At 42.9% G+C, this 23,852-nt stretch carries 26 protein-coding genes, 2 pseudogenes and 1 riboswitch; of the genes and pseudogenes, 8 read left to right on the top strand and 20 right to left on the bottom strand.

Annotated features, from left to right (window positions below; all coding sequences use genetic code 11):
• Positions 1–36: 36 nt before the first annotated feature.
• The 4 genes from ilvD to Q3W56_RS15495 all read right to left on the bottom strand — a co-directional run bounded on the left by ilvD (position 37) and on the right by Q3W56_RS15495 (position 4,291).
• Complete coding sequence (ilvD, locus tag Q3W56_RS15510; RefSeq protein ID WP_302896104.1) at positions 37–1,713, bottom strand: dihydroxy-acid dehydratase; 1,677 nt, start codon at positions 1,711–1,713, stop codon at positions 37–39.
• Between the two features lie 291 nt (positions 1,714–2,004).
• On the bottom strand, positions 2,005–3,138 hold the full coding sequence (locus tag Q3W56_RS15505; protein ID WP_302896103.1) for a conserved virulence factor C family protein: 1,134 nt from the start codon (positions 3,136–3,138) through the stop codon (positions 2,005–2,007).
• Positions 3,139–3,166: 28 nt separating this feature from the next.
• On the bottom strand, positions 3,167–3,796 hold the full coding sequence (locus Q3W56_RS15500) for an HD domain-containing protein (RefSeq protein WP_302896102.1): 630 nt from the start codon (positions 3,794–3,796) through the stop codon (positions 3,167–3,169).
• Positions 3,797–3,808: 12 nt separating this feature from the next.
• Entirely contained in the window at positions 3,809–4,291 is a 483-nt protein-coding gene (locus Q3W56_RS15495; protein ID WP_302896101.1) for a glutathione peroxidase, read from the bottom strand.
• A gap of 336 nt (positions 4,292–4,627) precedes the next feature.
• Between Q3W56_RS15495 and metA the strand changes: the two genes are divergently transcribed.
• The 4 genes and pseudogenes from metA (at position 4,628) to cspD (ending at position 7,353) form a co-directional block, all read left to right on the top strand.
• Positions 4,628–5,533 (top strand): homoserine O-acetyltransferase MetA, encoded by a 906-nt coding sequence (gene metA / locus Q3W56_RS15490; protein WP_019714712.1) that lies wholly within the window; start codon positions 4,628–4,630, stop codon positions 5,531–5,533.
• Positions 5,534–5,761: 228 nt separating this feature from the next.
• A complete protein-coding gene (locus Q3W56_RS15485; RefSeq protein ID WP_302896100.1) occupies positions 5,762–6,910 on the top strand; it encodes a diglucosyl diacylglycerol synthase in 1,149 nt (382 codons plus the stop codon).
• Between the two features lie 101 nt (positions 6,911–7,011).
• Positions 7,012–7,134, top strand: a pseudogene (locus tag Q3W56_RS15480) (hypothetical protein); the annotation flags it as partial.
• An 18-nt stretch (positions 7,135–7,152) separates the two neighbouring features.
• Entirely contained in the window at positions 7,153–7,353 is a 201-nt protein-coding gene (cspD, locus tag Q3W56_RS15475) for a cold-shock protein CspD (RefSeq protein WP_003153604.1), read from the top strand.
• A 51-nt stretch (positions 7,354–7,404) separates the two neighbouring features.
• On the opposite strand, the gene degR is transcribed toward cspD, so the two are convergent.
• Positions 7,405–7,587 (bottom strand): transcriptional regulator DegR, encoded by a 183-nt coding sequence (gene degR / locus Q3W56_RS15470; RefSeq protein WP_003218247.1) that lies wholly within the window; start codon positions 7,585–7,587, stop codon positions 7,405–7,407.
• 155 nt (positions 7,588–7,742) lie between these two features.
• Here degR and Q3W56_RS15465 point away from each other — a divergent pair, with 155 nt between their 5' ends.
• A complete protein-coding gene (locus Q3W56_RS15465; protein ID WP_302896099.1) occupies positions 7,743–8,012 on the top strand; it encodes a DUF2564 family protein in 270 nt (89 codons plus the stop codon).
• Positions 8,013–8,042: 30 nt separating this feature from the next.
• On the opposite strand, the gene Q3W56_RS15460 is transcribed toward Q3W56_RS15465, so the two are convergent.
• Both Q3W56_RS15460 and Q3W56_RS15455 read right to left on the bottom strand, forming a co-directional pair.
• Positions 8,043–8,225 carry a zinc-finger domain-containing protein gene (locus tag Q3W56_RS15460; RefSeq protein WP_004397944.1) on the bottom strand — a complete coding sequence of 61 codons (183 nt, stop codon included), beginning with the start codon at positions 8,223–8,225 and terminating at the stop codon, positions 8,043–8,045.
• Positions 8,218–8,898 (bottom strand): ribonuclease H family protein, encoded by a 681-nt coding sequence (locus Q3W56_RS15455; RefSeq protein WP_029317056.1) that lies wholly within the window; start codon positions 8,896–8,898, stop codon positions 8,218–8,220. Before Q3W56_RS15455 ends, Q3W56_RS15460 begins: the two co-directional genes overlap by 8 nt.
• An 85-nt stretch (positions 8,899–8,983) precedes the next feature.
• Here Q3W56_RS15455 and Q3W56_RS15450 point away from each other — a divergent pair, with 85 nt between their 5' ends.
• The 3 genes from Q3W56_RS15450 to sspL are packed head-to-tail and all read left to right on the top strand — an operon-like array spanning position 8,984 to position 10,240.
• The gene (locus Q3W56_RS15450; RefSeq protein WP_019714716.1) at positions 8,984–9,673 is read left to right on the top strand and encodes a queuosine precursor transporter; all 690 of its coding nucleotides are present in this window, start codon (positions 8,984–8,986) and stop codon (positions 9,671–9,673) included.
• Positions 9,673–10,071 carry a reverse transcriptase-like protein gene (locus tag Q3W56_RS15445; RefSeq protein WP_302896098.1) on the top strand — a complete coding sequence of 133 codons (399 nt, stop codon included), beginning with the start codon at positions 9,673–9,675 and terminating at the stop codon, positions 10,069–10,071. The genes Q3W56_RS15450 and Q3W56_RS15445 overlap by 1 nt, the downstream gene beginning before the upstream one ends.
• Before the next feature lie 40 nt (positions 10,072–10,111).
• A complete protein-coding gene (gene sspL, locus Q3W56_RS15440) occupies positions 10,112–10,240 on the top strand; it encodes a small, acid-soluble spore protein L (RefSeq protein WP_003218255.1) in 129 nt (42 codons plus the stop codon).
• A 7-nt stretch (positions 10,241–10,247) separates the two neighbouring features.
• Here the strand turns inward: sspL and exnP are convergent, their stop codons facing one another.
• From exnP to kdgK, 13 genes and pseudogenes are all read right to left on the bottom strand, one after another.
• On the bottom strand, positions 10,248–11,135 hold the full coding sequence (gene exnP / locus Q3W56_RS15435; protein WP_483298534.1) for a 5'-3' exonuclease ExnP: 888 nt from the start codon (positions 11,133–11,135) through the stop codon (positions 10,248–10,250).
• Positions 11,136–11,235: 100 nt separating this feature from the next.
• Positions 11,236–11,382, bottom strand: coding sequence for a hypothetical protein (locus tag Q3W56_RS15430; protein ID WP_003230761.1), 147 nt, complete (start codon positions 11,380–11,382; stop codon positions 11,236–11,238).
• A 74-nt stretch (positions 11,383–11,456) separates the two neighbouring features.
• Positions 11,457–11,714 (bottom strand): YpbS family protein, encoded by a 258-nt coding sequence (locus Q3W56_RS15425; RefSeq protein ID WP_302896096.1) that lies wholly within the window; start codon positions 11,712–11,714, stop codon positions 11,457–11,459.
• A 64-nt stretch (positions 11,715–11,778) separates the two neighbouring features.
• The gene (gene dynA, locus Q3W56_RS15420; protein WP_302896095.1) at positions 11,779–15,360 is read right to left on the bottom strand and encodes a dynamin GTPase; all 3,582 of its coding nucleotides are present in this window, start codon (positions 15,358–15,360) and stop codon (positions 11,779–11,781) included.
• A 177-nt stretch (positions 15,361–15,537) separates the two neighbouring features.
• Positions 15,538–15,627, bottom strand: a complete 90-nt coding sequence (gene fbpC, locus Q3W56_RS15415) for a Fur-regulated basic protein FbpC (protein WP_100198919.1) — start codon at positions 15,625–15,627, stop codon at positions 15,538–15,540.
• Positions 15,628–15,697: 70 nt separating this feature from the next.
• Positions 15,698–16,204: an isoprenylcysteine carboxyl methyltransferase family protein gene (locus Q3W56_RS15410; RefSeq protein WP_268400707.1), complete on the bottom strand. Its 507-nt coding sequence runs from the start codon at positions 16,202–16,204 to the stop codon at positions 15,698–15,700.
• Positions 16,205–16,207: 3 nt separating this feature from the next.
• Positions 16,208–17,304: pseudogene (locus Q3W56_RS15405) on the bottom strand (type III polyketide synthase).
• 72 nt (positions 17,305–17,376) lie between these two features.
• On the bottom strand, positions 17,377–18,693 hold the full coding sequence (gene pbuX / locus Q3W56_RS15400) for a xanthine permease PbuX (protein ID WP_302896094.1): 1,317 nt from the start codon (positions 18,691–18,693) through the stop codon (positions 17,377–17,379).
• Positions 18,690–19,274 carry a xanthine phosphoribosyltransferase gene (gene xpt / locus Q3W56_RS15395; protein ID WP_302896093.1) on the bottom strand — a complete coding sequence of 195 codons (585 nt, stop codon included), beginning with the start codon at positions 19,272–19,274 and terminating at the stop codon, positions 18,690–18,692. The genes pbuX and xpt overlap by 4 nt, the downstream gene beginning before the upstream one ends.
• A 92-nt stretch (positions 19,275–19,366) precedes the next feature.
• Positions 19,367–19,466: riboswitch (purine riboswitch) on the bottom strand.
• Positions 19,467–19,608: 142 nt separating this feature from the next.
• Entirely contained in the window at positions 19,609–21,114 is a 1,506-nt protein-coding gene (gene ypwA, locus Q3W56_RS15390; RefSeq protein ID WP_019714726.1) for a carboxypeptidase, read from the bottom strand.
• 108 nt (positions 21,115–21,222) lie between these two features.
• Positions 21,223–22,215, bottom strand: coding sequence for a 2-keto-3-deoxygluconate transporter (gene kdgT, locus Q3W56_RS15385; protein WP_019714727.1), 993 nt, complete (start codon positions 22,213–22,215; stop codon positions 21,223–21,225).
• Between the two features lie 43 nt (positions 22,216–22,258).
• The gene (gene eda, locus Q3W56_RS15380; RefSeq protein WP_302896092.1) at positions 22,259–22,849 is read right to left on the bottom strand and encodes a bifunctional 4-hydroxy-2-oxoglutarate aldolase/2-dehydro-3-deoxy-phosphogluconate aldolase; all 591 of its coding nucleotides are present in this window, start codon (positions 22,847–22,849) and stop codon (positions 22,259–22,261) included.
• 1 nt (position 22,850) lies between these two features.
• On the bottom strand, positions 22,851–23,825 hold the full coding sequence (gene kdgK, locus Q3W56_RS15375; protein WP_302896091.1) for a 2-dehydro-3-deoxygluconokinase: 975 nt from the start codon (positions 23,823–23,825) through the stop codon (positions 22,851–22,853).
• Positions 23,826–23,852: the final 27 nt, after the last annotated feature.

Genomic DNA, 23,852 nt, shown 5'->3' with positions numbered 1-23,852 from the left:
TCACGCCTTAAAATAGAAGAAAGAGTTCCCCGTTGTCTAGATTTTCATGATACCGCCGGTGTTGGCGCTTGTCACAAGTTTAGAATAACGTGCCAAGTAGCCGGTTTTTACTTTCGGTTCAAACCCTTTCCAGTTGGCTTTTCGTTTTTCCCATTCTTCTTCAGGCACTTGTACATCCAAAATGCGTTTTTCAATATCAACGATGATATGGTCTCCGTTTTCAACAAAGGCAAGCGGTCCTCCCTCTGCGGCCTCTGGTGATACGTGACCGATTGAGAGACCTCGGGAGGCTCCGGAAAAACGTCCGTCTGTAATCAATGCCACTTTTGGGCCAAGCCCCATTCCAACAATTTGGGATGTAGGCGCAAGCATTTCCGGCATGCCAGGGCCGCCTTTTGGTCCTTCGTATCGGATGATGACAACGTCGCCTTCTTTTACTTTCCGGTTGATAATGCCATCAAGTGCCTCATCCTGAGAATCAAATACGACAGCCGGCCCTTCGTGTCTTGTAATACCGTTTTGTACGCCGCCTGTTTTAATGATAGCGCCGTCTGGAGCCAGATTACCGAATAAAACAGCAAGGCCGCCCTTTTCAGTGAATGGTTGTTCCAGCGGATGGATGACGTCATAATCCTTTACTTCATGTCCAGCAATGGTTTCTCCAAGTGTTTTTCCTGTAACAGTCAGCGCGTCCAAATGAAGCGCTCCTTCTTTCTTGGAAAGCTCATTCAGCGCCGCTGACACACCGCCTGCTTCATGAAGATCTTCAATAAACACATCAGATGCAGGCGCCAGCTTGGCCAAGTGCGGTACGCGCTCAGCAACTTCGTTAATGCGTTCTAAAGAGTAATCAACGCCGGCCTCGTTTGCAAGGGCAAGCGTATGAAGAACGGTATTAGTCGAACCGCCGAGCGCCATATCGAGTGCAAACGCGTTATCAATCGCTTTTACAGTGACGATATCACGCGGTTTGATATCTTTGCGAATGGTTTCCATTAATTGCGTAGCAGACTTTCTGACAAACTCTTTGCGTTCCGGTGATGTCGCGAGAATGGTTCCGTTACCCGGCAAAGCAAGTCCAAGTGCTTCGGACAGGCAGTTCATTGAATTTGCCGTAAACATGCCAGAGCAAGACCCACATGTTGGACATCCGAACTGCTCTAATTCTTGAAGTTCGTTTTCGTTGATTTTTCCTGCTTGGTAAGCGCCTACCCCTTCGAAAACTGAGGAAAGGGAGATTTTCCGTCCGTCACTTGTTCTTCCTGCCGCCATCGGCCCGCCGCTGACAAAAATCGTCGGAATGTTGATGCGCATTGCCGCCATGAGCATTCCAGGTGTGATTTTGTCGCAGTTCGGTATACAGACCATTCCGTCAAACCAGTGTGCGGATACAACCGTTTCCACAGAGTCAGCGATGATTTCACGGCTCGGCAATGAATATCTCATACCGATATGCCCCATCGCGATGCCATCATCTACTCCGATGGTATTAAATTCAAACGGTACGCCCCCAGCTTCTCTAATTGCTTCTTTTACGATTTTCCCAAACTCCTGCAAGTGAACATGACCGGGAACGATATCAATGTATGAATTACAAACCGCAATAAACGGCTTGCCGAAATCCTCTTCTTTTACACCTGCTGCTCGAAGCAAACTGCGGTGCGGAGCTCTGTCGATTCCTTGTGTGATCATGTTACTGCGTAATTCTGCCATGGTGATCCTCCTAAACACTTTGAATTGTTGGATTGATTTTTATTTTAACAATTTTCAGTTTATTTTGGGCTGTTTTTGCAAAAAGATCAAATACAGGCCGCCCTCCCCTGGATTGTTTCTCTTATGTTTTTTTATATTTATATAACATTCTGTCGATCTGAACCCTCCAACTATTAATATTGTTACTTACTATATATAGTTTTTGCTCATTTTTCAACAATATTCGAAATAATTTTTATAAAAAGTGAATTCACATAAAAAAGGTGCATGAGCTGCACCCTTTTCTTGGTTTTATTCACCTTTTTTTCTACTCTCTGTCATTTGCTTCCAAACAGAACCTTTTGCTTCTTCTCCATGCTCAATACGTTCAAGCGCCATTTTCACTTGTAGGCTGACCTCAAATTCCGGATCGTCTTCGGCAGCGCGCAAAGCTTCAATTGCACTTTCATCGCCGACCTCGTACAGGAACATAGCCGCACGCCAGCGGACAAGCTTGCTGGAGTCGCTTAACGACTTAATCATAGCAGGAATGGCTTGAGGGTCGCCGATATCTGACAGGCAGTCTCCAGCCGTTCTTCTGACTGATACAGCTTTGTCCTCAAGTGCTTTATACAATAGAGGAAGAACATCAGGTGTTTCAATCATTCCTAAGTATACAACAGCCTGTCTTCTGATGGACACCTTGGGATCATCTAATGCCTTCTGTAAAACCGGGATATCCTCCTCTTTCGGATCCATCTGTTCCAGATGTGCATAACGATTTTTCCAGTCCTCATCATCCAGCATGTCGAGCGTTACTTTATACGCTTTGCGTTGTACAGCTTGTTTTGCTTCGCCCTTTCCTTGAGCGGCTGCTTCTGTCAGCCGTTTCAAACGTTCATCACTGTATGCGGCCTGAAGCTCTTCTGTCACGTCGTGACCAATTTCATTAAAGTCGCCGAATCTAACGCCTTGTTCTTTCCAGGCCCGCTCAAACACAACATTTGAGGCTTCAGATCTGAGTTTTAAGATCGCCTGCTGAAAGCGTTCAGGTAAACCGAAGCGCTCTTCCCGCTCTCCATCCGTCAATTTGACCTGCATAGGAATGCCGCTGAACATCTGCACAAAAACTTTTACCTCTCCAAAAGACTCTTGGTCTTTGCGGTTTCCTTCCGCGCTTTCAGCACTTTCCATCCCAAATGCAGTGCGGACTTGCGGTAAAATGTCTTTCCAGTCGTATCTTGCGTTCCGTTCAACAGCAAGAAAGTCAGCAACGTGGTACACCCCTTTAACCCCTTCAATTTTAAGGATTTCAGATATAACAAGCGGTGCGCCTTCTGCTTGATCCGGTTTATAGTTATTGCTTTTTCCCGCCGGAAGCTCTTCTGTTAAGATAACCTTCATTGTATTCGGGCTTGGCGTAGGTTCAATTGATTTTATCTTCATGATTGTCCTCCTATAGCATATCTGTGACTTATTCTATCATAGTCGCCCCATGCCTTCTATTACGACGTATGTCTTTTTCTAATTGATGGATAAACCGAAGCATAAAATCGTGTCTTTCTTCTGCCAGTTCCCGTGCAGTGTCTGTATTCATCATATCTTTCAGCCGCAGCAGCTTATGAAAAAAATGTTCGTAGGCGCTTTGCTCATCTCCATAAAGGCCGTGCCCTTTTGCGCCTGCAAACATAAAAGCTCTGGCAATACCAACTGCACCGATCGCATCAAGCCTGTCAGCGTCCTGTACGACCTTTCCCTCAATGGAGAGCGGCTCCCCCTCAAGCTTCTCCCTGTCCCGAAAGGACATCTTTGTGATGATGTCAGTCACTTTGTCAGCATCCTCTTTTCTAATTCCGAAAATAACAAGCTGATCATTTACTTCGCTCAAAGAAAGCCTGACCGTATCAGGAAGTTTGACATCAATTAAATCATGAACCAACGCCGCAGTTTCAACGATGAACAAATTCGCGTTTTCCTTTTCTCCAATATACACAGCAAAATTTGCAACTCTTGATACATGTAGCCAATCATGTCCAGAACTTTCGCCTGTTAAGACAGATTGCACCCATGTCCTGATTTGGTCTGACTGCTTCAATTCCTGCATAAAAACACCTCTTTATTGCCCTAATAGCTCCATGATAACGTCTTCCAGCTCTCTCGGATTTGTATTTGGTGAATAGCGCCCAGCGATTTCTCCATTTCTGTCCACTATAAACTTCGTGAAATTCCACTTGATTGCCTTAGTTCCCAGCATTCCTTTCGCGTGCTCAGTCAAATACACAAACAGCGGATGTGCATCTTTTCCATTTACTTCTACTTTTGAAAACATAGGAAACGTAACACCGTAATTTGTTTCGCAAAAATCCTGTATGTCTGCCTCATCACCAGGCTCTTGATTCATAAATTGATTGCAGGGGAACCCTAAGATCTCCAAGCCCTCCTGCTGATATGTATCATATAATTCTTGAAGCTGCTTCAACTGGGGAGTAAACCCACATTTACTCGCTGTATTCACGATCATCAGTACCTTTCCGGCAAAAGGCTGAAGTGTCATGTCTTTCCCTGTTATTGTACGTACTCTCATATCATATATAGACATGTAAGTCCCTCCTATGTCCCTGCTGCTGATTATTTTACCTTTTTTATACCTCAATTCAAAATGCAAACATCATTTATCAGAACTCTTAGTGGTGAGCATCTGCTCATTATAATTTTTGTCGCTCATTTTTTATCTTATCATTCTATAAAACAATACAATTCCCTTCTGAGATACACCATGGAAAATCATTTCACTGTGAAACCAAAAGGCGTATCTATGCGTTTTATTTAAAGAGTTTTCTGTTGTTTCTCCCTCAACACTTATAGATAGATTGAAAATTGGCGTGAAAATTCCTATAATGAAGAAAATCAACGGGGAAATGATGGGGGTGGCACGTTGCCTATTAATATACCAACACACCTGCCGGCAAAACAGGTGCTTGAGAGTGAACATATATTTGTAATGGATGAAAGCAGAGCATTTCATCAGGATATCCGGCCGCAAAAAATTATCATATTGAATTTGATGCCGAAAAAAATCCAAACAGAGACTCAACTTCTCAGATTGCTTGGAAATTCTCCTTTACAGGTTCATTTTACATTTTTAATCCCAAGCACACACACGCCGAAAAATACTGCAAGAGAACACCTTGACGAATTTTACACGACTTTTTCCAATATCCGTCACAAGAAGTTTGACGGCATGATTATCACCGGTGCGCCGATCGAGCATTTGGCGTTTGAAGATGTTTCATATTGGGAGGAGCTCAAAGAGATCATGGAGTGGAGCAAAACAAATGTCACTTCAACCTTGCATATTTGTTGGGGCGCTCAAGCAGGTTTGTATTACCATTACGGAGTTGAAAAAATTCAAACGCCGAAAAAAATCTTCGGTGTGTTCGAACATACAGTTCTTGCAAAACACGAAAGATTGGTAAGAGGTTTTGACGAGCTATACTACGTGCCGCATTCCCGGCATACAGATATAAATATGGAGCAGCTTCAAGCAGTGTCCGAGTTAAATATTCTTACCGCATCGAAGGAAGCTGGGGTTTGCTTAATTGTGTCTAAAGACGAAAAACAAGTCTTTTTAACAGGGCACCCTGAATATGATACAAATACGCTTCTTCAAGAGTATGAAAGGGATCTTGAACGAAACCTTTCTACTGTCGAGCCGCCTAAACATTATTTTGCAGAAGACAGCAAAGAGCCTGTGAATCGCTGGAAAGCGCATGCGACATTATTGTTTATGAACTGGCTGAATTATTACGTTTACCAAGAAACTCCTTATGAATGGGACTAATTTTTCTTTTTAGTGATACGCTGAGCAAAAAATATGATAAAATACATCTGATTCAGTATGCGTATAACAAAAATTAAAAATAATGGAATCCAAATCTTTTAAAATTAGCTTAATTTTTTCACTGCATTAATAATTCGATTATGTATTTGTGTTATGTTTATGTATAGACAATAACTCCTTACGATGCATGAAGCTTGCTTGTTGTTGATTACATTGAGGTGAATTTACTTGAATACCAATAAAAGAGTGTTAATTTTGACTGCAAATTACGGAAATGGACATGTGCAGGTAGCCAAAACGCTTTATGAGCAATGTGTACGTCTCGGCTTTCAGCATGTAACAGTTTCTAATTTGTACCAAGAGTCAAATCCGATTGTTTCAGAGGTAACTCAGTACCTTTATTTAAAAAGCTTCTCAATCGGGAAACAGTTTTATCGTTTGTTTTATTACGGAGTTGACAAAATCTATAATAAACGTAAATTTAATATTTACTTTAAAATGGGCAATAAACGATTGGGCGAACTTGTCGATGAACATCAGCCCGATATTATTATTAATACATTTCCGATGATCGTCGTGCCGGAATACAGACGCCGAACAGGGAGAGTCATCCCTACTTTCAACGTCATGACTGATTTTTGCCTTCATAAAATTTGGGTTCACGAAAACGTGGATAAATATTATGTGGCAACAGATTATGTGAAGGAAAAACTGCTGGAGATTGGCACTCATCCAAGCAATGTAAAAATCACCGGTATTCCAATCAGGCCGCAATTTGAAGAATCTATGCCGGTGGAACCGATATATAAAAAGTATAATCTTTCACCAAACAAAAAAGTGCTTCTGATCATGGCAGGCGCCCACGGTGTATTAAAGAATGTAAAAGAGCTGTGTGAAAACCTTGTCAAAGATGACCATGTGCAAGTGGTTGTCGTGTGTGGAAGAAACACGGCTTTAAAAGAATCTTTAAGTGCGCTTGAAGCAGAGAACGGTGACAAATTAAAAGTTCTTGGCTATGTGGAGCGCATTGATGAGCTGTTCCGGATTACAGATTGCATGATAACAAAACCTGGAGGCATTACTTTGACAGAAGCAACTGCTATCGGTGTGCCTGTCATTCTGTACAAACCCGTGCCTGGCCAGGAAAAAGAAAATGCAAACTTCTTTGAAGATCGCGGAGCTGCGATCGTCGTGAACCGTCATGAAGAAATTCTCGAGTCAGTCACTTCCCTTCTCGCGGATGAAGATACGTTACAGCGTATGAAGAAAAACATTAAGGATCTTCATTTAGCAAACTCATCTGAAGTGATTTTAGAGGATATCCTGAAGGAATCAGAAATGATGACGGCCAAACAAAAAACCAGAGCGCTATCTTAATGATGTTTTTGGAGAGCATACGATTTTCGTGTGCTCTTTTAATTTAAATTTATCTATTTTTAAAAGCGGTTACATTTTTTTGTGAAACTTGCTCTTCTTTTGAAAATAAGCAGTTTCGAAACTTGACGCGTGCTCCCAGATGGTGTATAGTTGAACCATCATTTAACAATGAATCAGCGTTAAATGATGACAAAATTTTTTTTAGCACACAGGTGCTACAGTACTGGGAGGAATTAAGCAATATGCAAAACGGTAAAGTAAAATGGTTCAACAACGAAAAAGGATTCGGCTTCATTGAAGTTGAAGGCGGAGACGATGTATTTGTTCACTTCACAGCTATCGAAGGAGAAGGATACAAATCATTAGAAGAAGGACAAGAAGTTTCTTTTGAAATTGTCGAAGGTAATCGTGGACCTCAAGCTTCTAATGTTGTAAAACTCTAAACTCAATACATGATGATGAGATGACAAATAGAGGAGAGGCATTTGCCTCTCCTATTTGATTTTCATCTGGATTTCTATCGCCAAAATATTTTGTTTACACCTCTGTTCAATCTCTTCAACATGTTTTTCCATTGATGGCTTCCCTTTTTTCGCAATATCCGCCAGTTCTTCTAAATCACTGTATATTTCTATAAATGTTTTGTGAAGGATCGACTTCAAGTCTTTATCATCCATAGCTGCGTTCCCCTTCTCTGCCAAGATACCTCAAATAGTAAAACAGTCCTATTTATTCTGGTTCAATAGTTATATCGGCTTATTTTCATTTTATTTTCTATTTTAGTACATAAATTTTAAAAAAACTCTGCAAAATAATTGCGGAGGTGTTTGTTGTGAGTTTAGAATTTCATGATGAGGATCAGACTGGCTTTACGGATAAGCGGCAGCTGGAACTGGCGGTGGAAACAGCGCAGAAAACGACAGGAGCCGCAACGAGAGGCCAAAGCACAACATTGGTCGATTCCGCATACCAAGCCATTGAGGATGCAAGAGAACTGTCACAATCTGAAGAGCTGGCAGCTCTCGATGATCCTGAATTTGTCCATCAGCAACAGCAGCTGCTGGATGACAGCCAGCATCAGCTTGATGAATTTAAAGAATAAAAAACCGCAGCTTCTGCGGTTTTTTATTCTTTAGTGATTGGTTAAGACATCTCCGTATGCTTTCAGCTTTTCACCAACCGTACATTTATTAATACAAAATGAATGCGCATAGGTTTTGCCAAATTCCTTGCGAAACTGCTTCTTAATAAAACAGTCCTTGCAATATTCATCGTGCAGTTCTGTCAGTTCTTTAAAGATCATTTTCTTATCCAAGATCGTCATCTCCGTTACGGTCTAATTTCGTGTGGCTTTCTACAAATTGATGGGATAGAATTTTTTTAGCGAGCCCGTCAGCTTCCTGGTTGTCTTTCCGCTGTATGGTTTCGTAGGTTGGAGTAAGCTTCAGCGATTCAAGGAGTGCTTCTATTTTGTCCAGCCATTCATTATGAGACGGATCATAGCAAGGCCAGCTGCCGTCAAGCTGATTCAGCACAACAAGGGAGTCTCCTTTGATCGTAATTGAATTTCTGCTTGCCCCAAGCTCTCTAACTTCTCTTATTGCTTCATACAGCGCCGCGTATTCAGCTTCATTATTGGTTTTCAGCCGAAAGCTTTTATTTTTTCTCAAACGATGCCGGATTCCTCCCAATGAATAATAAATGACGATTCCGAGTCCGGCCAGTTCACTCTCCTTATCGAAACTGCCATCAAAATAAACAGTAATGTCATCAGGCTCCTGAGCAAGCTCCTCTGTCAGCTTTTCCAATTCCTTCAGCGACCAGCTGCCGCCTTTCTCGTCTTCAAACAAGAGTTCTTTCATGTATGGAAAACGGCCAAGCTCTCTGGCGAGCATCCGCGCTTGCTGTGCTGTCAGCCAGTCTTCGCCCAAAAATGAGACCGATCCCGTCCCTTTCGCTTCTATTTTCATATGCGGTCTGAGCTTCATTACAATCACCCTTACCATTCATTAGTTGCCGGGCTTGTGCTATAATCAAACCAATCTCCTAACCCGGAAAGGAAGCATTTTCATTTTGTTTAATAATTCATTTTGGATCATTTTTGCGATCATTCATTTTATCATTGTTCTTTTATTTTATAAAGGATTTGGCAAAATGGGACTATTTGTTTGGATCGGTTTTGCGACAGTCTGTGCCAACCTTCAAGTCGTAAAAACAGTCGAACTGTATGGCTTAACAGCAACGCTCGGGAATGTGATGTACGGCACAATCTTTTTTGCGACAGATGTGCTGAATGAAAAATACGGACCAGCTGAAGCCAAAAAAGCAGTATGGCTGGGATTCTCAACGCTCCTGACGCTGACATTTGTCATGCAAGGCGTGTTGCTTTTCGAACCGGCTTCCAGTGACATATCACAAACAGCGCTGGAAACGATTTTCGGATTCCTTCCACGAGTAGCGTTAGGAAGTCTGCTTGCCTTTATCTTCAGCCAAACGCTGGATGTTTATGTATATTCGGCAATCAGAAGGATATTTCCTTCTGATCGGCTTTTATGGCTCAGAAACGGCGGCAGTACAGCAGTCAGCCAGCTGTTTGACACATTTATATTCACTTTTGTCGCTTTTTTTGGCATTTATTCCGCAGGCGTTTGGCTTCATATTTTTATTTCTACATATTTGATTAAGTTTGCGGTATCTTTGATTTCATTGCCTTATGCTTATGCAGCAAAAAAAATGATACCAAATGATGAAAGGAGTTCATAATGCCTACAGAAATATATGTAGACGGCGCAAGCGCCGGTAATCCCGGACCATCCGGGATCGGCATTTTTATCAAACATGAAGGAAAAGCAGAATCTTTCTCTATTCCAATTGGAATGCATACAAACCAGGAAGCGGAATTTCTTGCATTAATTGAAGGGATGAAGCTATGTGCAAAGCGCGGGTACCAATCTGTTTCCTTTCGAACCGATTCAGATATTGTGGAACGGGCCGCTGAGTTTGAAATGGTTAAAAATAAAGCGTTTCACCCGTATGTGGAAGAGATCATCCAATTAAAAGCGGCCTTCCCTCTTTTTTTCATCAAATGGATACCGGGCAAGCAAAACCAAAAAGCCGATCATCTGGCAAAAGAAGCGATTCGGCTGAATGATAAGAATTAAATCTCGATCAATGGTCATCCTAATGACGAGGTGAACAAACATGAAAAAGAAAGATAAAGGCCGGCTGACCGGCGGTGTTACTCCGCAAGGCGATCTGGAAGGCAATACACATAATGACCCTAAAACAGAGCTTGAAGAAAGAGCCAAAAAGAGCAATACAAAACGCTAGAGAAGATCTACACGATCTCTCTAGCGTTCAGCTTTTCAAGCATGCGCTCAATTCCTTTAATTTGGTGGCGGCGAAGCATGTCAGCCGCCTGTTCCATCTGCAGGGTAAATAGAGCATCTTTCAGTGTGCAGACCAACGGTACAGAACAATGAATTTCCGCAAGTTTCCTCGACATCTCCAAATCGTTCAGCCCTTGCTGAATTTTCCCCTGCTGTCCCTTCGGAAGAAGAGAAAGATTTTCTAATAAACGGTCAATCGTTTCGTATTCCCGAATCAGTTTGTAGGCCGTTTTTTCTCCAATCCCTTTGACGCCGGGATAGTTATCACTGGAATCACCCATAAGAGCTTTAATATCAATCAAAGCCTTCGGCAAAACGCCCGTTTCTTCATAAAAAGTATCTTTTGTATAGACTTTATAATTTCCAATGCCTTTTTGGAGCAGAGCCACGCTTACTTTATCCGTTAACAGCTGAAGTAAATCTTTATCCCCTGTTACGATCGTAATGTCCGCTTCATCCGCAAACAAAGCGGCAAGAGTTCCGATACAATCATCCGCTTCATACCCGGCAAAGCCGATATTCATGATACCAAGCTCAGCGGCCGCTTCCTTTGCCAAATCAAACTGCGGGATCAGCTCCACAGGCGGTGCGTTTCGGTTCGCTTTATAATCTTGGTACAGGTCATTTCGGTACGTTTTGCTTCCCATGTCCCAGCAGCAGATGACGTGAGTCGGCTGGAAAGTTTCAACAGCTGTAATCAAATGCTTTAAGAATCCGTTGACGCCGTTCGTCGGCACCCCGCTCTCATTTATCATAAAGTTGCGATGCACGGCCGTGGAAAAAAACGCCCGGAATAAAAGAGCCATGCCGTCAACTAGCAATAGTTTATTATTCATAAGATATACTCCCTTTTCATTCATTCTTTCTATTTTACCATAAAGCAGCGCAAAAATAAAAAACAGCATCTCTTCAATTAGAGATACTGTTTTCCTGTCATCAGTCGTTGTGTCTTTTGTTGCTGGCGATCAGCTTTTCAGCTTCGCGTCCTGCGTAAGAGTCAAAATGGGTTTGAAATCCGTTTTTCTTTTTGGCATTATTATTGGCCTGTGCATTTCTGTTTCCCAGTTTTGTTCTGCCCAACATGAATCCCCCCTTACGTCGGATACATATAGTATTTGCTTCCGACAGGAGATTCACTCGCGACAGGATCATCCAGCTTACATACGGTTTACGTATTCTCTGACCATTTCTTTTGATACAAGGCGTCTTGTCGGGACGATGCCTTTTTTGGCAAGCTGATTGATCTGCTCGGTACATTCATTAATTGCATCTGTAGTAAAAGGCTCATCGTTTTTGCATTTTGAAACCGCTTCTTCAATGGCCATTTCACGCATGTTTTCAAGACGCATAAATGCTTTGATATGCTCATGCTGTTTTGCTGAATGTGCTGAAATTGCTTTATGTACCTCTGACATGAATCGTTCATCTCACTTTTTTCTATTTAGTCTATCATGACTTGACATACAAGCCAACTGAATTTTACATTTTGATTGTATGGTCTGATCTTTGCCAGGAGATGCATGCTTGGTATGCCTTTTCAATCTCTTTCGCATGTTCCCCTTCCCCATATCCTCCTAAATACGTATCTTTTTGATCCTTTATTTGTTCCATTGCATTTTCAGCCATATCCACCTGTAAACGTCTAAGATGATCTGTGTAATGAGAGATAAGGCTTTCTTCTTCATTTTTCACCCAAACCTCTGTGATTTTCGTGAGTTTCATCCGTACAGCTTCGATGAAGGCCATTTTTCCTTTCTGTTCAAAAAACTGCTTCGGTGATTTGATCTCTTTTCGTTCCTGCTCAAAGGCACGTTCATCAAATTCAGGTTCAACTTCCTTAAGCTGTATGCCGTTCGAATACTGATTACCCGTATAAATGGAAAAGTAACCATCCTCGTTTAATGTTTTTTGAAAGCTTTCCAGCCACTCTTCGGCAATATACCGCTCAATGAATCCGCTCATGCGAACATCAAGCGTTTTGATTTCCTGAACATATTCAAACTGATATTCTTTTAAGGCGGTTGTCATCGCCTTACCTACATTCCTTTTCCAATCGCCGTTCTGAAGCCCGGGATGAAATGCCGATTTTAATAAATCATTTGCATAAAAGGATAATCGCTGTGTAATATGGTAAAGTTGCTCTTTTGTGTCTTTTTTTACTTTCTCAATAATGGTTTCTGCGTTTCGCCGTTTCTCAATCTCGGCTGCAGTCCGCTCAAATGAAAGCATAAGGCGCTTTTTCTGTGCTTCCTTTTCCTCCCTGGACTGATGTTGGGATTGGTGAAGCTGAAAAACTGTTTCGCATAGTTTGTCTGCTTCGGAACTAAGCTGTGCAGCTGCCGCTTTTTTTACATCCACTTCGATAAACTGGTCTAAGCGTTTTCTTACTTTCGGGAACTGGTTATAAAATGATTCCGGACTGCCCAGCAGTTCCTCTTTACTTGATACAGTAAAGAGCTGCGGTTCATGAATTCCTTCTTTTACAAGCTCTGCGTTGACATAATCGGTCACTGTTCCGAGCTCTGTTTGATCTTTCGCAAGGTCTGCCGCATTAATGACGAAAAACATTTTATCCATGCTGAGCGATTCTTTAACCAGCCCGAGCTTTCGCAAAAATGAACGGTCTCCTTTCGAGAAGGAATGCTGATAATAAGTCATATAAAAAAACGCATCGGCATCTTTAATATATTGGAACGCCAGCTCTGTATGCCGTTTATTCATGCTGCTCGCGCCGGGCGTATCAACGATCGTAATCCCTTTTTCAGTCAGTGGGCATGTATAATAGACTGTTACCTCCTTCACAGCGCAGGCCGTTGTCTCCTCTGCCACATATGGCTTTAATTTAGACAGCGGAATCGTTAATTTCTTTTGTTCCTGTATATATTGCTGATACTTTTCGTATGCAAACAGGAAGTTGCTGATCAATTTGATGTGTTCTTCCGGCAACCGGCTTTTTTTGACTGTTTTTTCCCATTTCTCTGTGAAAGAACCGCCTGAAGGTTCTTTTTCTATTCCGGTGAGCTGTAAAATGTCAGCCGTTATATCTTCCTCTGTCTTAAACACCACATCCGCTGTTTTGTTGCTGTTATCTTTGGTTGCTTTTGTAATTTTGTTAATTGTGGCTGTGGTTGGCGTTGGTGAGGACGGCAGCACCTTTTCGCCAACAAGCGCATTGGCAAATGATGATTTTCCCGAACTGAAGCCTCCAAAAAGAGCAAGTGTAAATTTCCGTTCCTCAAGTCTTTTAATTCTATTCCGAAAAGCTGAAATTTGCTTTGATAACATGCTGTATTCACCTAAAAGGTCAGACAACGTATGAAAGCGTTCGATCTGGTTTTGAAGCGGCAATTCTTGCTCCATTTTGATTTCTGGTTTCTGCATTGACTGCTGCGTCTGCTGGCCTTGGCTTCGTCTCTGTTTTGGAGCCGCTACTGTTTTTTTCTTCGTTTTAAACCAGTCGTTGTCTACATGCATCGGGCATGCGGACTTCTCTTCCCAAATAGCCCATATGCAATCGGCTTTCTTGCGGGCATTATTTTCTAAACGGGCCTGTTCTTGGAGGTGTGAGAGTTTTTCTGATTCCTGAATGAGACGGCCATTAATCGCTTGCAAGTCTTTGGTAACACGCTCTTTCACCATCGCGGTAAGCGCCTTTATGATGTCTGCCGCTTCTCTTTTCGCCTTTTTGCGAATCAGCTCTGCCAAATCTTTTGTATACTGCAATACATATTCGGAAGAAAATGCTGCACCATGCTTGACAGCATGCTCAATCATGTCAATTTCAAGCGGGGTGCGATAGGCCTGAATCAGCTTTTCACTTTCAGCTGTATGAACATCAAATTCCTTGGCGAGTTTATGGAACGTGTCTATCATGTGCCAGTCCGCTTCGGCCTCTGTTCGGTTTTTCACATCAGAGAAAAAAGCATCCCTTCTTCTATCTCTTTCCTGTGCAGTTTTTGCTTTAGAAAAGAAAAAACCAGTTTTAAAAGACGGCTCTCGCGATTCTAGGAATGCAGCTGCCAGCTCACGCATTTCAAAGGGCGTCAGGTTGGCGTTTTTTAACATGCGATTGACTTCTTCCTGCATCGTGTTTTCTGCCTCAGTCGCTTGTTTTGCCGCCTCATCCAATTGATCACGCAGCGATTGGACCAGGTCAGTTTGTATATCAAGCTGTTCGGCAAAGGTTGGACCGTCTGTTTCATCTTTCAAAAGGATTTCTGTATGTTCCTTCAGCAGATTACGGACTTTTTGTTCTGTTAAAGCCTGCAAATTGCTTTTTGTTAGCTGTTCTATTCTTTTTAACTCTTCTCTCAAGACCCCAATCTGATTAAACGGGTGGTTCGGTTCTGTCACTGACGTAAAATAAAGTGATTCCTTTGAAATGCCTTCATTGCAAAGCATCTCCTCTACCTGTGCTTTATAGTCTTCGAACTGTGTCTCCGTCTCATCGTGGCGGTCAATTTGATTGACGATAAAGTACACATTCTGAATGCTTTCTTTTATTGACCTGAGAAACTTTACATTTTCCTCAGCGTGCACATGATTATAGTGAACGACATAAAAAAGCACATCCACCTGATTGAGAATAGACGCCGCAGATAGAAAATGGGCATCATCTGTTGAATCAATCCCAGGAGTATCAATATAGGCAACCCCAGAATCGATCTCAGTATATTGGTCAAAAATTTCAACGCTTTCAATCTGCTCCCCATCTTTGCAATATTGCTGTACCTTGTCTTTCTGGTAAGCCCCCTCCAGCTCAGCACACGCTCCGTCTGTTGTATGAAGCCGAACACGCTTATCCCCGTTTCTGATCACAACAAGATTAGCGCTTGTCGGGATCGGGCTTGTCGGCAATATATTCTCCATTAATAGACAGTTCAGCAGTGACGATTTCCCCGCTGAATAATGCCCGGTAAACGCGATATAAACTTCTTCATCTACCGCTTTTTTCATGACTGCAGCCAGTTTAGCGGCTCTGTCTTCATCTTGATTCTCGATGAACTGCTTATAAAGTTCCCCTGTTTTGTGCAAAAGCTCTTTTCTGCTATGTTCTGTCATAAATCTGAACCCCTTTGTGCCGTATCAATTGTGAATCTTTTTCGAAAGATCTGAATACATTCCTCTTTCATTTTACACAAGAATGAGCCAAATTTCTTTAAGAGAATAGAAAAAAGCCGCCATTACGGCAGCTTCTATAAAAAAAAATCTGCAACTTTGACAAGTTCCAGATTCAATTTAAACAGTTTTATTAGAGATTCCTTTTAGTACAAAACCAATTAATACACTATATGTACAAACCGCCCCAAGCAAAAATAGCATTGTCATTTGCTTCACCATCCTGATTGAGAATCTTTTTCACATTCATCTTAACATGAATGAGAATGATTTTCAATCTCTATTTTATACTGTATTCCTCTAATGCTTTGTCTTCTGTACGTATCCTGACAGTTAACAACACGGCGTTGACAATGGAAAATAGACACATGGTGACGTACGCTTGATACAGTAGCGGAATCAGTAAGATTTCTAATATAACAACGGTATAGTTTGGATGCTTCATCCATTTATAAGGGCCTTTTTTTACAAGTTCCACACCTGGTACGACAAGGATTTTCGTATTCCAATATGCTCCTAAGGAACAAAGTGCCCAATACCGTACTGCCTGCACGCTTAAAATAGCCGCAGCGATACCGATCCACCAGCTTGACGGTTGTTTGTTCATCAGCAGCACTTCCACAATTAAAGACAGGAAAAAAAGGATATGCATGATGATGATATACGGATAGTGGCTCTCCCCGAATTCAATCGCCCCTTGTTTCTTGACCTTTTGTTCGTTTTGTCTGGCTACTGCCATTTCAGCTGCTCTTTGAGTAATGAGAATGGCGATTAACAACCAAAACATGAGTCAAGCCCCCTTTTCCCAGCTGAATAACAGCAGCTCTGATGAAAATCCCGGCCCTAATGCGCCAATTAGTCCCGATTCTGCTTCCTTTTTATGTCCGTTCAGCAGATGCTCTTTGATCACATACAATATGGTGGCTGAAGACATATTTCCGTGCTTTTGCAATATGCTTTGTGCAGCTAAAAGCTTTTCTAATGACAGCTCAAGAGATTTGATGTATGCATCGATCACTTTTTTTCCGCCTGGATGTGCCAAAAAAACACTAATATCACTGAATGACAGCTGATGTTTGTCCAAAAAAACTGTACATTTGTTTTGAGCCATTTTTCCACCAAAGTCGGAATGTCTCTTGAGAAAATGACTTTGAACCCTTGATCAGTAAAGTCCCAGCCCATAACATCTTCTGATTGTTTCATTAAAACAGATTGGGAATCTGCTATCTTTGGTACAAGCTTCATTTTTGATTTCCTGCGGTCTGCCTTCTCTCCGCATAATAAGGCTGCAGCAATGCCGTCGCCAAAAAGCGAGGTGCCGATAAAATTGCTCTTCGTTTTATCTTCCGGCTGGAATGTCAGGCTGCACAGCTCGGCAGCAATGACGAGCACGAAAGCCTCAGGATACGCTTTGCAGTATTCGGCGGCGCGCGCTAGTCCGCTGGCTCCTCCTGCACAGCCGAGTCCCCAAAGCGGAATCCGCTTCGTATATGGAGAAAACGGAAGTTCATTCATGAGGCGCGCATCGATGCTCGGTGTGGAAAGGCCCGTGCTGGAGACGAAAAAAACAGCATCGACTTTCTCATAAGGAATGGCTTCTTGAAAAAAATCAGGATGTGAAAGGCACTCTCTCACCGCTTCTCTGCTGTGCTTAAGTGTTTCTTCTATGTATATTTGATTTTTTTCTTCGAAGCTGTGATCCTCTTTATACCATTCAATCGGCTTGACAAATTGTCTCGAGTGAATCTGCCCGTTTTTAAAGGAGGTTAACAGCCGGTCAATATCTTTAAAGGAATGCTGAAACATATAGCGGGCGAATTCAGTCGCTTTCTCTTGGTTTACATCGTAAGCAGGAAGACTTGTTCCGATGGATAAAATAAACGCCATGTGATCACCTCTTTGCATACATTGTGCCGCAACGGCCTTTTTTATATGCAAAAAACTCCGCCGCGACGGAGTTTAGACTGCTGTTTTTTGCTCAGTGATGTCAGCTTTTTGTTCTGTTTTTTTAGCTTTAGAAAATACGTTATATATTATGTTTAAGATTACTGCAGTGAAGCTGCCTGCGACAATGCCGTTGGTTGTAAGAAGCGTTAAGGCACTCGGCAGCTGCTTAAAAATATCCGGTACAACTGTCACACCGAGACCCAGACCCACTGAGCAGGCAACAACCAGCAAATTTTCCTGCTTTGCAAAATCAATGCGGCTGAGCATTTTGATTCCGTAAGCGATTACCATTCCAAACATCGCCACCATTGCACCTCCCAAAACAGCAGATGGAATAATGGTCGTGAAAGCAGCGATCTTCGGAAACAGCCCAAATGCCATTAAGATTGCACCCGTGGCAACAATTACGGTATTTTTCTTGATTCCTGTGAGCTGTACAAGCCCGACATTTTGAGAAAATGCCGTGTAAGGAAAAGCGTTAAAAATACCCCCCAGCAGCACAGCCAGCCCTTCAGCTCGATAGCCTTTTGACAAATCCTTCTCTGTCAGACGGCGGTTCGTCAGGTCACCTAAGGCAAAGTAAACACCAGTTGATTCTACAAGGCTGACAATTGCAACGATGGACATCGTAATAATAGGCGCTGCGTGAAAAGACGGCGCTCCGAAGTAAAATGGCTGAATCATTTGAACAACTGCCGCGTCCGAAACGTTATCAAATTGGACTTTCCCCATAAAATAAGCGATGAAAGTCCCAATCAAAATACCGATCAAAATCGAGATGGATTTGATAAAGCCTTTCGTAAAACGATATAAAAGCACAATGATACTCAAAACGATAAAAGCGAGAGCAAGATTGGAAAGATCTCCGAAATCTGCGCTTCCTTCACCGCCGGCCATGTTATTCATGGCTACCGGCATAAGCGTAATACCGATAATTGTAACAACTGAGCCTGTCACGACCGGCGGAAAAAACGATACGAGCTTTCCAAAGAAAAATGAAATCAGAATGACAAGAATACCTGAAGCGATAATGCTTCCATAAACCGCTGAAACCCCGTATTCAGATCCAATCGCAATCATCGGCGATACAGCTGTAAATGTACAGCCAAGGACTACCGGAAGCCCGATCCCGAAAAATCGGTTACTCCACACTTGCAGAAGAGTAGCCACCCCGCACATAAAAATGTCAATCGATACTAAGTAGGTCAGCTGTTCGACAGTCAAGCCCATTGCTTTTCCGACAATCAGAGGAACGACAATGGCACCGGCATACATAGCGAGCACATGCTGTATTCCTAAAGACAGCGTTTTGCCAAATCCGTTTTTCATGAATGAACCTCCTGAACGAAGGTCACTTTGCCTTCTTCTAAAGACTGAATTCTTGCCAAAGATTCTACCCGGTAGCCTAAGTTCATAAGTTCATCTCTTCCCGGCTGAAATGACTTTTCAATGACAATGCCAAGTCCCGCAATAGAAGCTCCTGCCTGCTTCACAACCGATACGAGCCCGTGCGCTGCTTGCCCATTTGCCAAGAAATCATCGATAATCAGCACATAATCCTTATCCGACAGGTGGGTTCCTGAGACTGCGATTTGGCTTTCTGTTTGCTTTGTAAAGGAATAAACAGACGCTGTCAGCAAGTTGTCAGTGAGTGTTAATGATTTATGTTTTCTCGCGAAGACAACCGGCACACCAAGCTTCAAACCTGTCATTACGGCGGGAGCGATTCCGGATGATTCAATTGTCACAATTTTAGTAATACCGTCATTTGCAAATCTGGCGGCAAATTCGTCACCGATTTTCTGCATGAGCAGCGGATCAATTTGGTGATTTAAAAAAGAATCCACTTTCAATACCTGATCAGATAATACGACGCCTTCTTCCCTTATTTTCCGTTTCAGTGCTTCCATCCTGTCTTACCTCCGTTTATGAGAATAAAAAAAGCATTGCCCGCTCAAAAAAGAGCAAGCAATGCTGATATAACAAAAAACCGTACACACGCGCGGTCTCATTGCTCACTCATAGTCGGACATTTACGGTGCCCGGTAGAAACTTGCGTGCCATATCCACGCGATTATATGAGTGTTCCTATAATATTGTAATAAATTATATCAAGATTCTAATCTCTTGCATAGACGAAATATGAAAACCCCCGAACTTTATTCATATTTTCTGAAACAACATTCGCCTTTCAAGACATTTCGATCATAAAAAAGCCTGACGGCCGCGCCGCCAGGCTTTTGATTACGACAGATAGAGATTTGAATATTTGGTTGACAAATATTCAATCAAATAGCGTACATTCAGCTCTTCTCCTGTCGCATCTTTAATAATGTCTAACGGCTTTTTCCGTTTTCCGTGAATGTGTACTTTTTCCGTCAGCCATTGCTTTATCGGATGGAATTCCCCTCTTTCCAAGAGAGTGTCAAATTCAGGAATATCCCCAAGCATTTTTTGTTTCAGCTGAGCCGCATACATGTAACCGAGCGCATAGGATGGGAAATAGCCGAAATCTCCTCCTGCCCAATGGACGTCCTGTAAAATCCCCTCTGCGTCCGTCTGCGGTGTAATCCCTAAATAATCCTGGTATTTTTGATTCCATAGTGACGGCAGTTCTTCTACTGACACTTCATTGCTAAAAATCGCCTTTTCAATTTCATACCGGATGATAATATGAAGAGGATACGTTAATTCATCCGCTTCAACCCTGATAAATGAAGGTTTAGATTCATTAATTGCACGAACAAAATCATCCAGAGAGATACCGTTGAACTGTTCAGGTGATGCTTCTTGAATCTTTTTATAATACGGTGTCCAAAAATGTTTGTTGCGGCCGATAAAATTTTCGTAAAATAATGATTGAGACTCATGGATTCCCATTGATGCACCGTCTGATAGGTTCGTGCCGCTCAGTGCTTCGTCAATATTTTGCTCATATACCGCGTGGCCGCACTCATGAATGGTGCCAAAGATCGCCGTACGAAAGTCTTTTTCATCGTATCTCGTCGTGACCCGAACGTCTCCGCGGTTCATCGTGGTCGCAAACGGATGAACCGTTTCATCAAGCCGTCCACCATCAAAATCGTAGCCAAGCTCCTGTAAAAAATACAGGCTGAGCTCTTTTTGCTTTTCTTTAGGGAACGATTTTGTGATAAAGCTTGTATCTGGTTTATTTCCAGAGGCTGTCACCTGCTTAACAAGAGGAATAATTGCTTCCTTAAGCTCGGAAAACAGCTGATCAAGCACCTTTACCGTGACACCCGGCTCAAACAAATCAAGCAATGCATCATAAGGATGCTCTTGATAACCCCAGTACGTAATAAACCGTTTATTGAATTCAATCAGTTGTTCTAAATAAGGGGAAAACAAGCTGAAATCAGATTTTCCTTTCGCTTCTTCCCACGCAGTTTCTGCCTTTGAACACAGAATCACGTATTCCCTGTATTCAGCCTCAGGAATTTTTTTATTCTCTTCATACTCTTTTTTCGCCAGCTCCACTGCCTTTTTCGTATCTTCAGACAAGTCATCAAAACGTTCATACAGGGCATCGATGAGCTCCTTCATCCGATCTGATGTCTGGATATTGAATATATCTGTTGAAAGCTGGCCGATGCTTTCGGCACGGTCCTCTGAGCCGTTTTTGGGCGCGCCTGTTCTGGAGTCCCAATGCATTAACGCAACTGCTTCGCTGTAATGTGAGATTCTTTTTAAAAGATCAAAAAATTCTTTCTCATATGTATGTATCTGCATATCCATTCCCTCCCTATTCTAGCCGCTCCATTACAGGCTAATGGAAGGGGGTATGAAAGTCAAATTGTTTGTATAAAAGACTGCCGGCATGGCGGCAGTCTTCTTTGTTCAGCTGATTGTCATTTGATTTTTTGGCGGCGGTGTTTTCCGTTTTTTCTTATTGATTTTTTTATCCACCCATACTGTTGCCAGCGGGGTTAACAGCGAGGTGACGATAACGCTTGTCGCTATGATTGCAGTAGCTGATTCGGCAACTGGCGCAAACGAAGCATTTGCTTCCGCTAATGCGTATGGCACCGCTACAGCCGCCCCCGCCGTAGAAGAAGCCGCCACTCCCGCGACACCATCTCCCCTCGCAACAAAACGATCAAGCAAAAACAAGGAGCTTCCCGATAAAATGACGACAGCAACACCGATCAAAATGCCGAGCAGCCCCGATTGGATCAGCATACCAAAATTCAAGGTGTTGCCAAGGGAAAAGGCAAAAAACGGGATGATTGCCGGCACAACCTTACTGAATAAGTCTCTGAGATCATGATCAAGATTTCCAAGTATACAACCGAGTAAAAACGGGATGACTGTCGCTGCCAGCGTTTCCCACGGAAATGCGGCAAGTCCCGTCACACCAAACGTCACCATGGTCATAAAAGGTCCTGATTCTGTACTGATAAACGCAAAAGCGCCAGCATCCTCTTTTCTTCCCATATGGTTCATAAGCGCCAAATATAGGCCACCGTTCGTTTCATTCATCACTGCGACAATTGCTAAAACAGAAAGACCTGCAAAAAAGCCGGATTGTATGCCTTCATCAGGTATAAATTGCGCTGCGATCACGCCAAGCAGCGCCGCAAATCCGACCTTCCCCAATAATAATGTGATCCCTTTCCTTGCGATATACCCTGAAGAACGAAAATCAATCGTTGCTCCTACGCAAAAAATAAAAACACCCAGTATCGGCAGCGTTCCGGTAATCAAAGCACCCGTAAATCCTCCAAAGAACTCCGCTGTTCCAGGCGCGAACGTATTGAGCGCCGCTCCCAGAAACAGCGGAATAATCATCATTCCGCCAGGTACCCGTTCTATAGTCGCTTTGATTTTCATATGTGGATTCTCCTATCCTCCGGTTATGAAAAAACACTTCCACTTACACTTGGAAAACAGCCTGCAAATCTTCTTTTGAACAGCTGCCCAGCTGGCTTCCGACACCGACGGCGCCAGCTCCGGCCTTGAGCCAATTCGGCACTTCAGACGGATGTATCCCGCCTGTCGGAATAAAGGTTACCTGCGGGAAAGGGCCCGCTAAATTTTTCATAAACGGGATGCCAAACACACCGCTTGGGAATAGTTTCAATGTGGTAAAACCGCATATCAGCGCTTGCATGATTTCGCTCGGAGTCAATACGCCAGGGATATAATGCGTCTTTAAGAAAGTAAGGTGTTCAGCAAGGTCAGATGAAAAACCTGGACTGACAATAAACTGCGCGCCAGCCTCAGCAGCTTCTCCCGCTTGCTGTGCAGTGATGACCGTGCCCGCGCCAATTAAGATATCTTCTCTATTACGGAAGGAATCGATAATATCCGAAGCCCCAGGTGTCGTATAAGTCACTTCAACCGCGCGAATCCCTTTATCTAGTAAACTCTCAATCTGCTGAGAAGCCTCCTGTTTATCCTTTGAGCGGATGACTGCAATCAGTTTTGCTTCTTTCAGACGGTTTTCAACGATTTTAGACTCCATATTAATAATCCCCTTTCTTTTGGTAAACCGTTCTTTGAGCAGATAAATATGCGGCTAATTTCTCCCTGGTCGGCAGGCCGTCCATATCCCCCGGTGCCTGCACTTGCAATGCACCAATCGCATTTCCCCTTTGCACCGCATCCTTGTACGACAAACCGTCGAGGATACCACTGATCACACCGACTGCAAATCCGTCTCCGGCACCGACTGTATCAACCACCCGGTCGACCCGAAAGCCTTCTGCAAATCCTTCACTTGTCCTCGTTTTATAGTAAGCGCCTTCTTTTCCGAGTTTAATAGCGACAAAGCTTACACCTTTTTTCAGATAAAAGTCAGCAATGCCTTCAGGTGTTTTTTCTCCGGTTAATAGCTCTCCCTCTGCGATCCCTGGGAAAAACCAGTCTGCAAGCCCAGCCAAATCATTGATTGTGTATACCATTGTTGCTTGATCAGGCCAAAGTGAAGGTCTCAAATTGGGATCAAGTGAAATCGTCTTCCCAGCGTTTCTCATGTCGTTCATTACATGATACGTGAAGTCCTTCATATCGGCTGATAAGGCAGGCGGAATGCCTGTTACATGCAAATGGCCTGCGGATTGAAAATAATCTCTCGGATATTCAGAAGAAGTTAATGTGCTTGCAGCTGAGTTTTTCCTGTAATAGGTAACTTGCGGATCACCTTCTTTCACTTTTGACTTCAGCAGGAGACCAGTGAGGTTTCCGTCCTGCGAGCGGATCACGCGTGACACATCCACCCCCTCTTTTTTAAGCTCATGTAAAATAAATGTTCCGAGCTGATCATTGCCTACCTTGCTCATCCACCCCATCTGAAACCCGAGTCTGGACAGGCCGCAGGCGACATTACTTTCCGCTCCGGCAAGCCCTTTAGAAAAAGTGGATACTTCATGAAGGCCTCCGTATTCATTTGCGTAAAACATGGCCATCGATTCCCCGAATGTCACCGCATCAAGCTTCATCTCTTCCCAACCTCCTCTTAGTTGAGG

The sequence above is a fragment of the Bacillus sp. C28GYM-DRY-1 genome, assembly GCF_030519405.1.
In the GTDB taxonomy this organism is placed as follows: Bacteria; Bacillota; Bacilli; order Bacillales; family Bacillaceae; genus Bacillus; species Bacillus spizizenii_A.
This window is presented reverse-complemented; position numbering and strand designations above follow the sequence as displayed.

Bases quoted from the DNA above. Each gene is read 5' to 3' on its own strand.
- kdgK (WP_302896091.1), bottom strand. From the start codon at position 23,825: ATGAAGCTTGATGCGGTGACATTCGGGGAATCGATGGCCATGTTTTAC.
- fbpC (WP_100198919.1), bottom strand. From the start codon at position 15,627: ATGACAATGCTATTTTTGCTTGGGGCGGTTTGTACATATAGTGTATTA.
- Q3W56_RS15430 (WP_003230761.1), bottom strand. From the start codon at position 11,382: ATGTTGGGCAGAACAAAACTGGGAAACAGAAATGCACAGGCCAATAAT.
- sspL (WP_003218255.1), top strand. From the start codon at position 10,112: ATGAAAAAGAAAGATAAAGGCCGGCTGACCGGCGGTGTTACTCCGCAA.
- Q3W56_RS15495 (WP_302896101.1), bottom strand. From the start codon at position 4,291: ATGTCTATATATGATATGAGAGTACGTACAATAACAGGGAAAGACATG.
- Q3W56_RS15500 (WP_302896102.1), bottom strand. From the start codon at position 3,796: ATGCAGGAATTGAAGCAGTCAGACCAAATCAGGACATGGGTGCAATCT.
- xpt (WP_302896093.1), bottom strand. From the start codon at position 19,274: ATGGAAGCACTGAAACGGAAAATAAGGGAAGAAGGCGTCGTATTATCT.
- kdgT (WP_019714727.1), bottom strand. From the start codon at position 22,215: ATGAAAATCAAAGCGACTATAGAACGGGTACCTGGCGGAATGATGATT.
- dynA (WP_302896095.1), bottom strand. From the start codon at position 15,360: ATGACAGAACATAGCAGAAAAGAGCTTTTGCACAAAACAGGGGAACTT.
- exnP (WP_483298534.1), bottom strand. From the start codon at position 11,135: ATGAATAATAAACTATTGCTAGTTGACGGCATGGCTCTTTTATTCCGG.
- ypwA (WP_019714726.1), bottom strand. From the start codon at position 21,114: ATGCAGATACATACATATGAGAAAGAATTTTTTGATCTTTTAAAAAGA.
- cspD (WP_003153604.1), top strand. From the start codon at position 7,153: ATGCAAAACGGTAAAGTAAAATGGTTCAACAACGAAAAAGGATTCGGC.
- ilvD (WP_302896104.1), bottom strand. From the start codon at position 1,713: ATGGCAGAATTACGCAGTAACATGATCACACAAGGAATCGACAGAGCT.
- Q3W56_RS15455 (WP_029317056.1), bottom strand. From the start codon at position 8,898: ATGAAGCTCAGACCGCATATGAAAATAGAAGCGAAAGGGACGGGATCG.
- Q3W56_RS15445 (WP_302896098.1), top strand. From the start codon at position 9,673: ATGCCTACAGAAATATATGTAGACGGCGCAAGCGCCGGTAATCCCGGA.
- eda (WP_302896092.1), bottom strand. From the start codon at position 22,849: ATGGAGTCTAAAATCGTTGAAAACCGTCTGAAAGAAGCAAAACTGATT.
- pbuX (WP_302896094.1), bottom strand. From the start codon at position 18,693: ATGAAAAACGGATTTGGCAAAACGCTGTCTTTAGGAATACAGCATGTG.
- Q3W56_RS15425 (WP_302896096.1), bottom strand. From the start codon at position 11,714: ATGTCAGAGGTACATAAAGCAATTTCAGCACATTCAGCAAAACAGCAT.
- Q3W56_RS15505 (WP_302896103.1), bottom strand. From the start codon at position 3,138: ATGAAGATAAAATCAATTGAACCTACGCCAAGCCCGAATACAATGAAG.
- Q3W56_RS15410 (WP_268400707.1), bottom strand. From the start codon at position 16,204: ATGTTTTGGTTGTTAATCGCCATTCTCATTACTCAAAGAGCAGCTGAA.
- degR (WP_003218247.1), bottom strand. From the start codon at position 7,587: ATGGATGATAAAGACTTGAAGTCGATCCTTCACAAAACATTTATAGAA.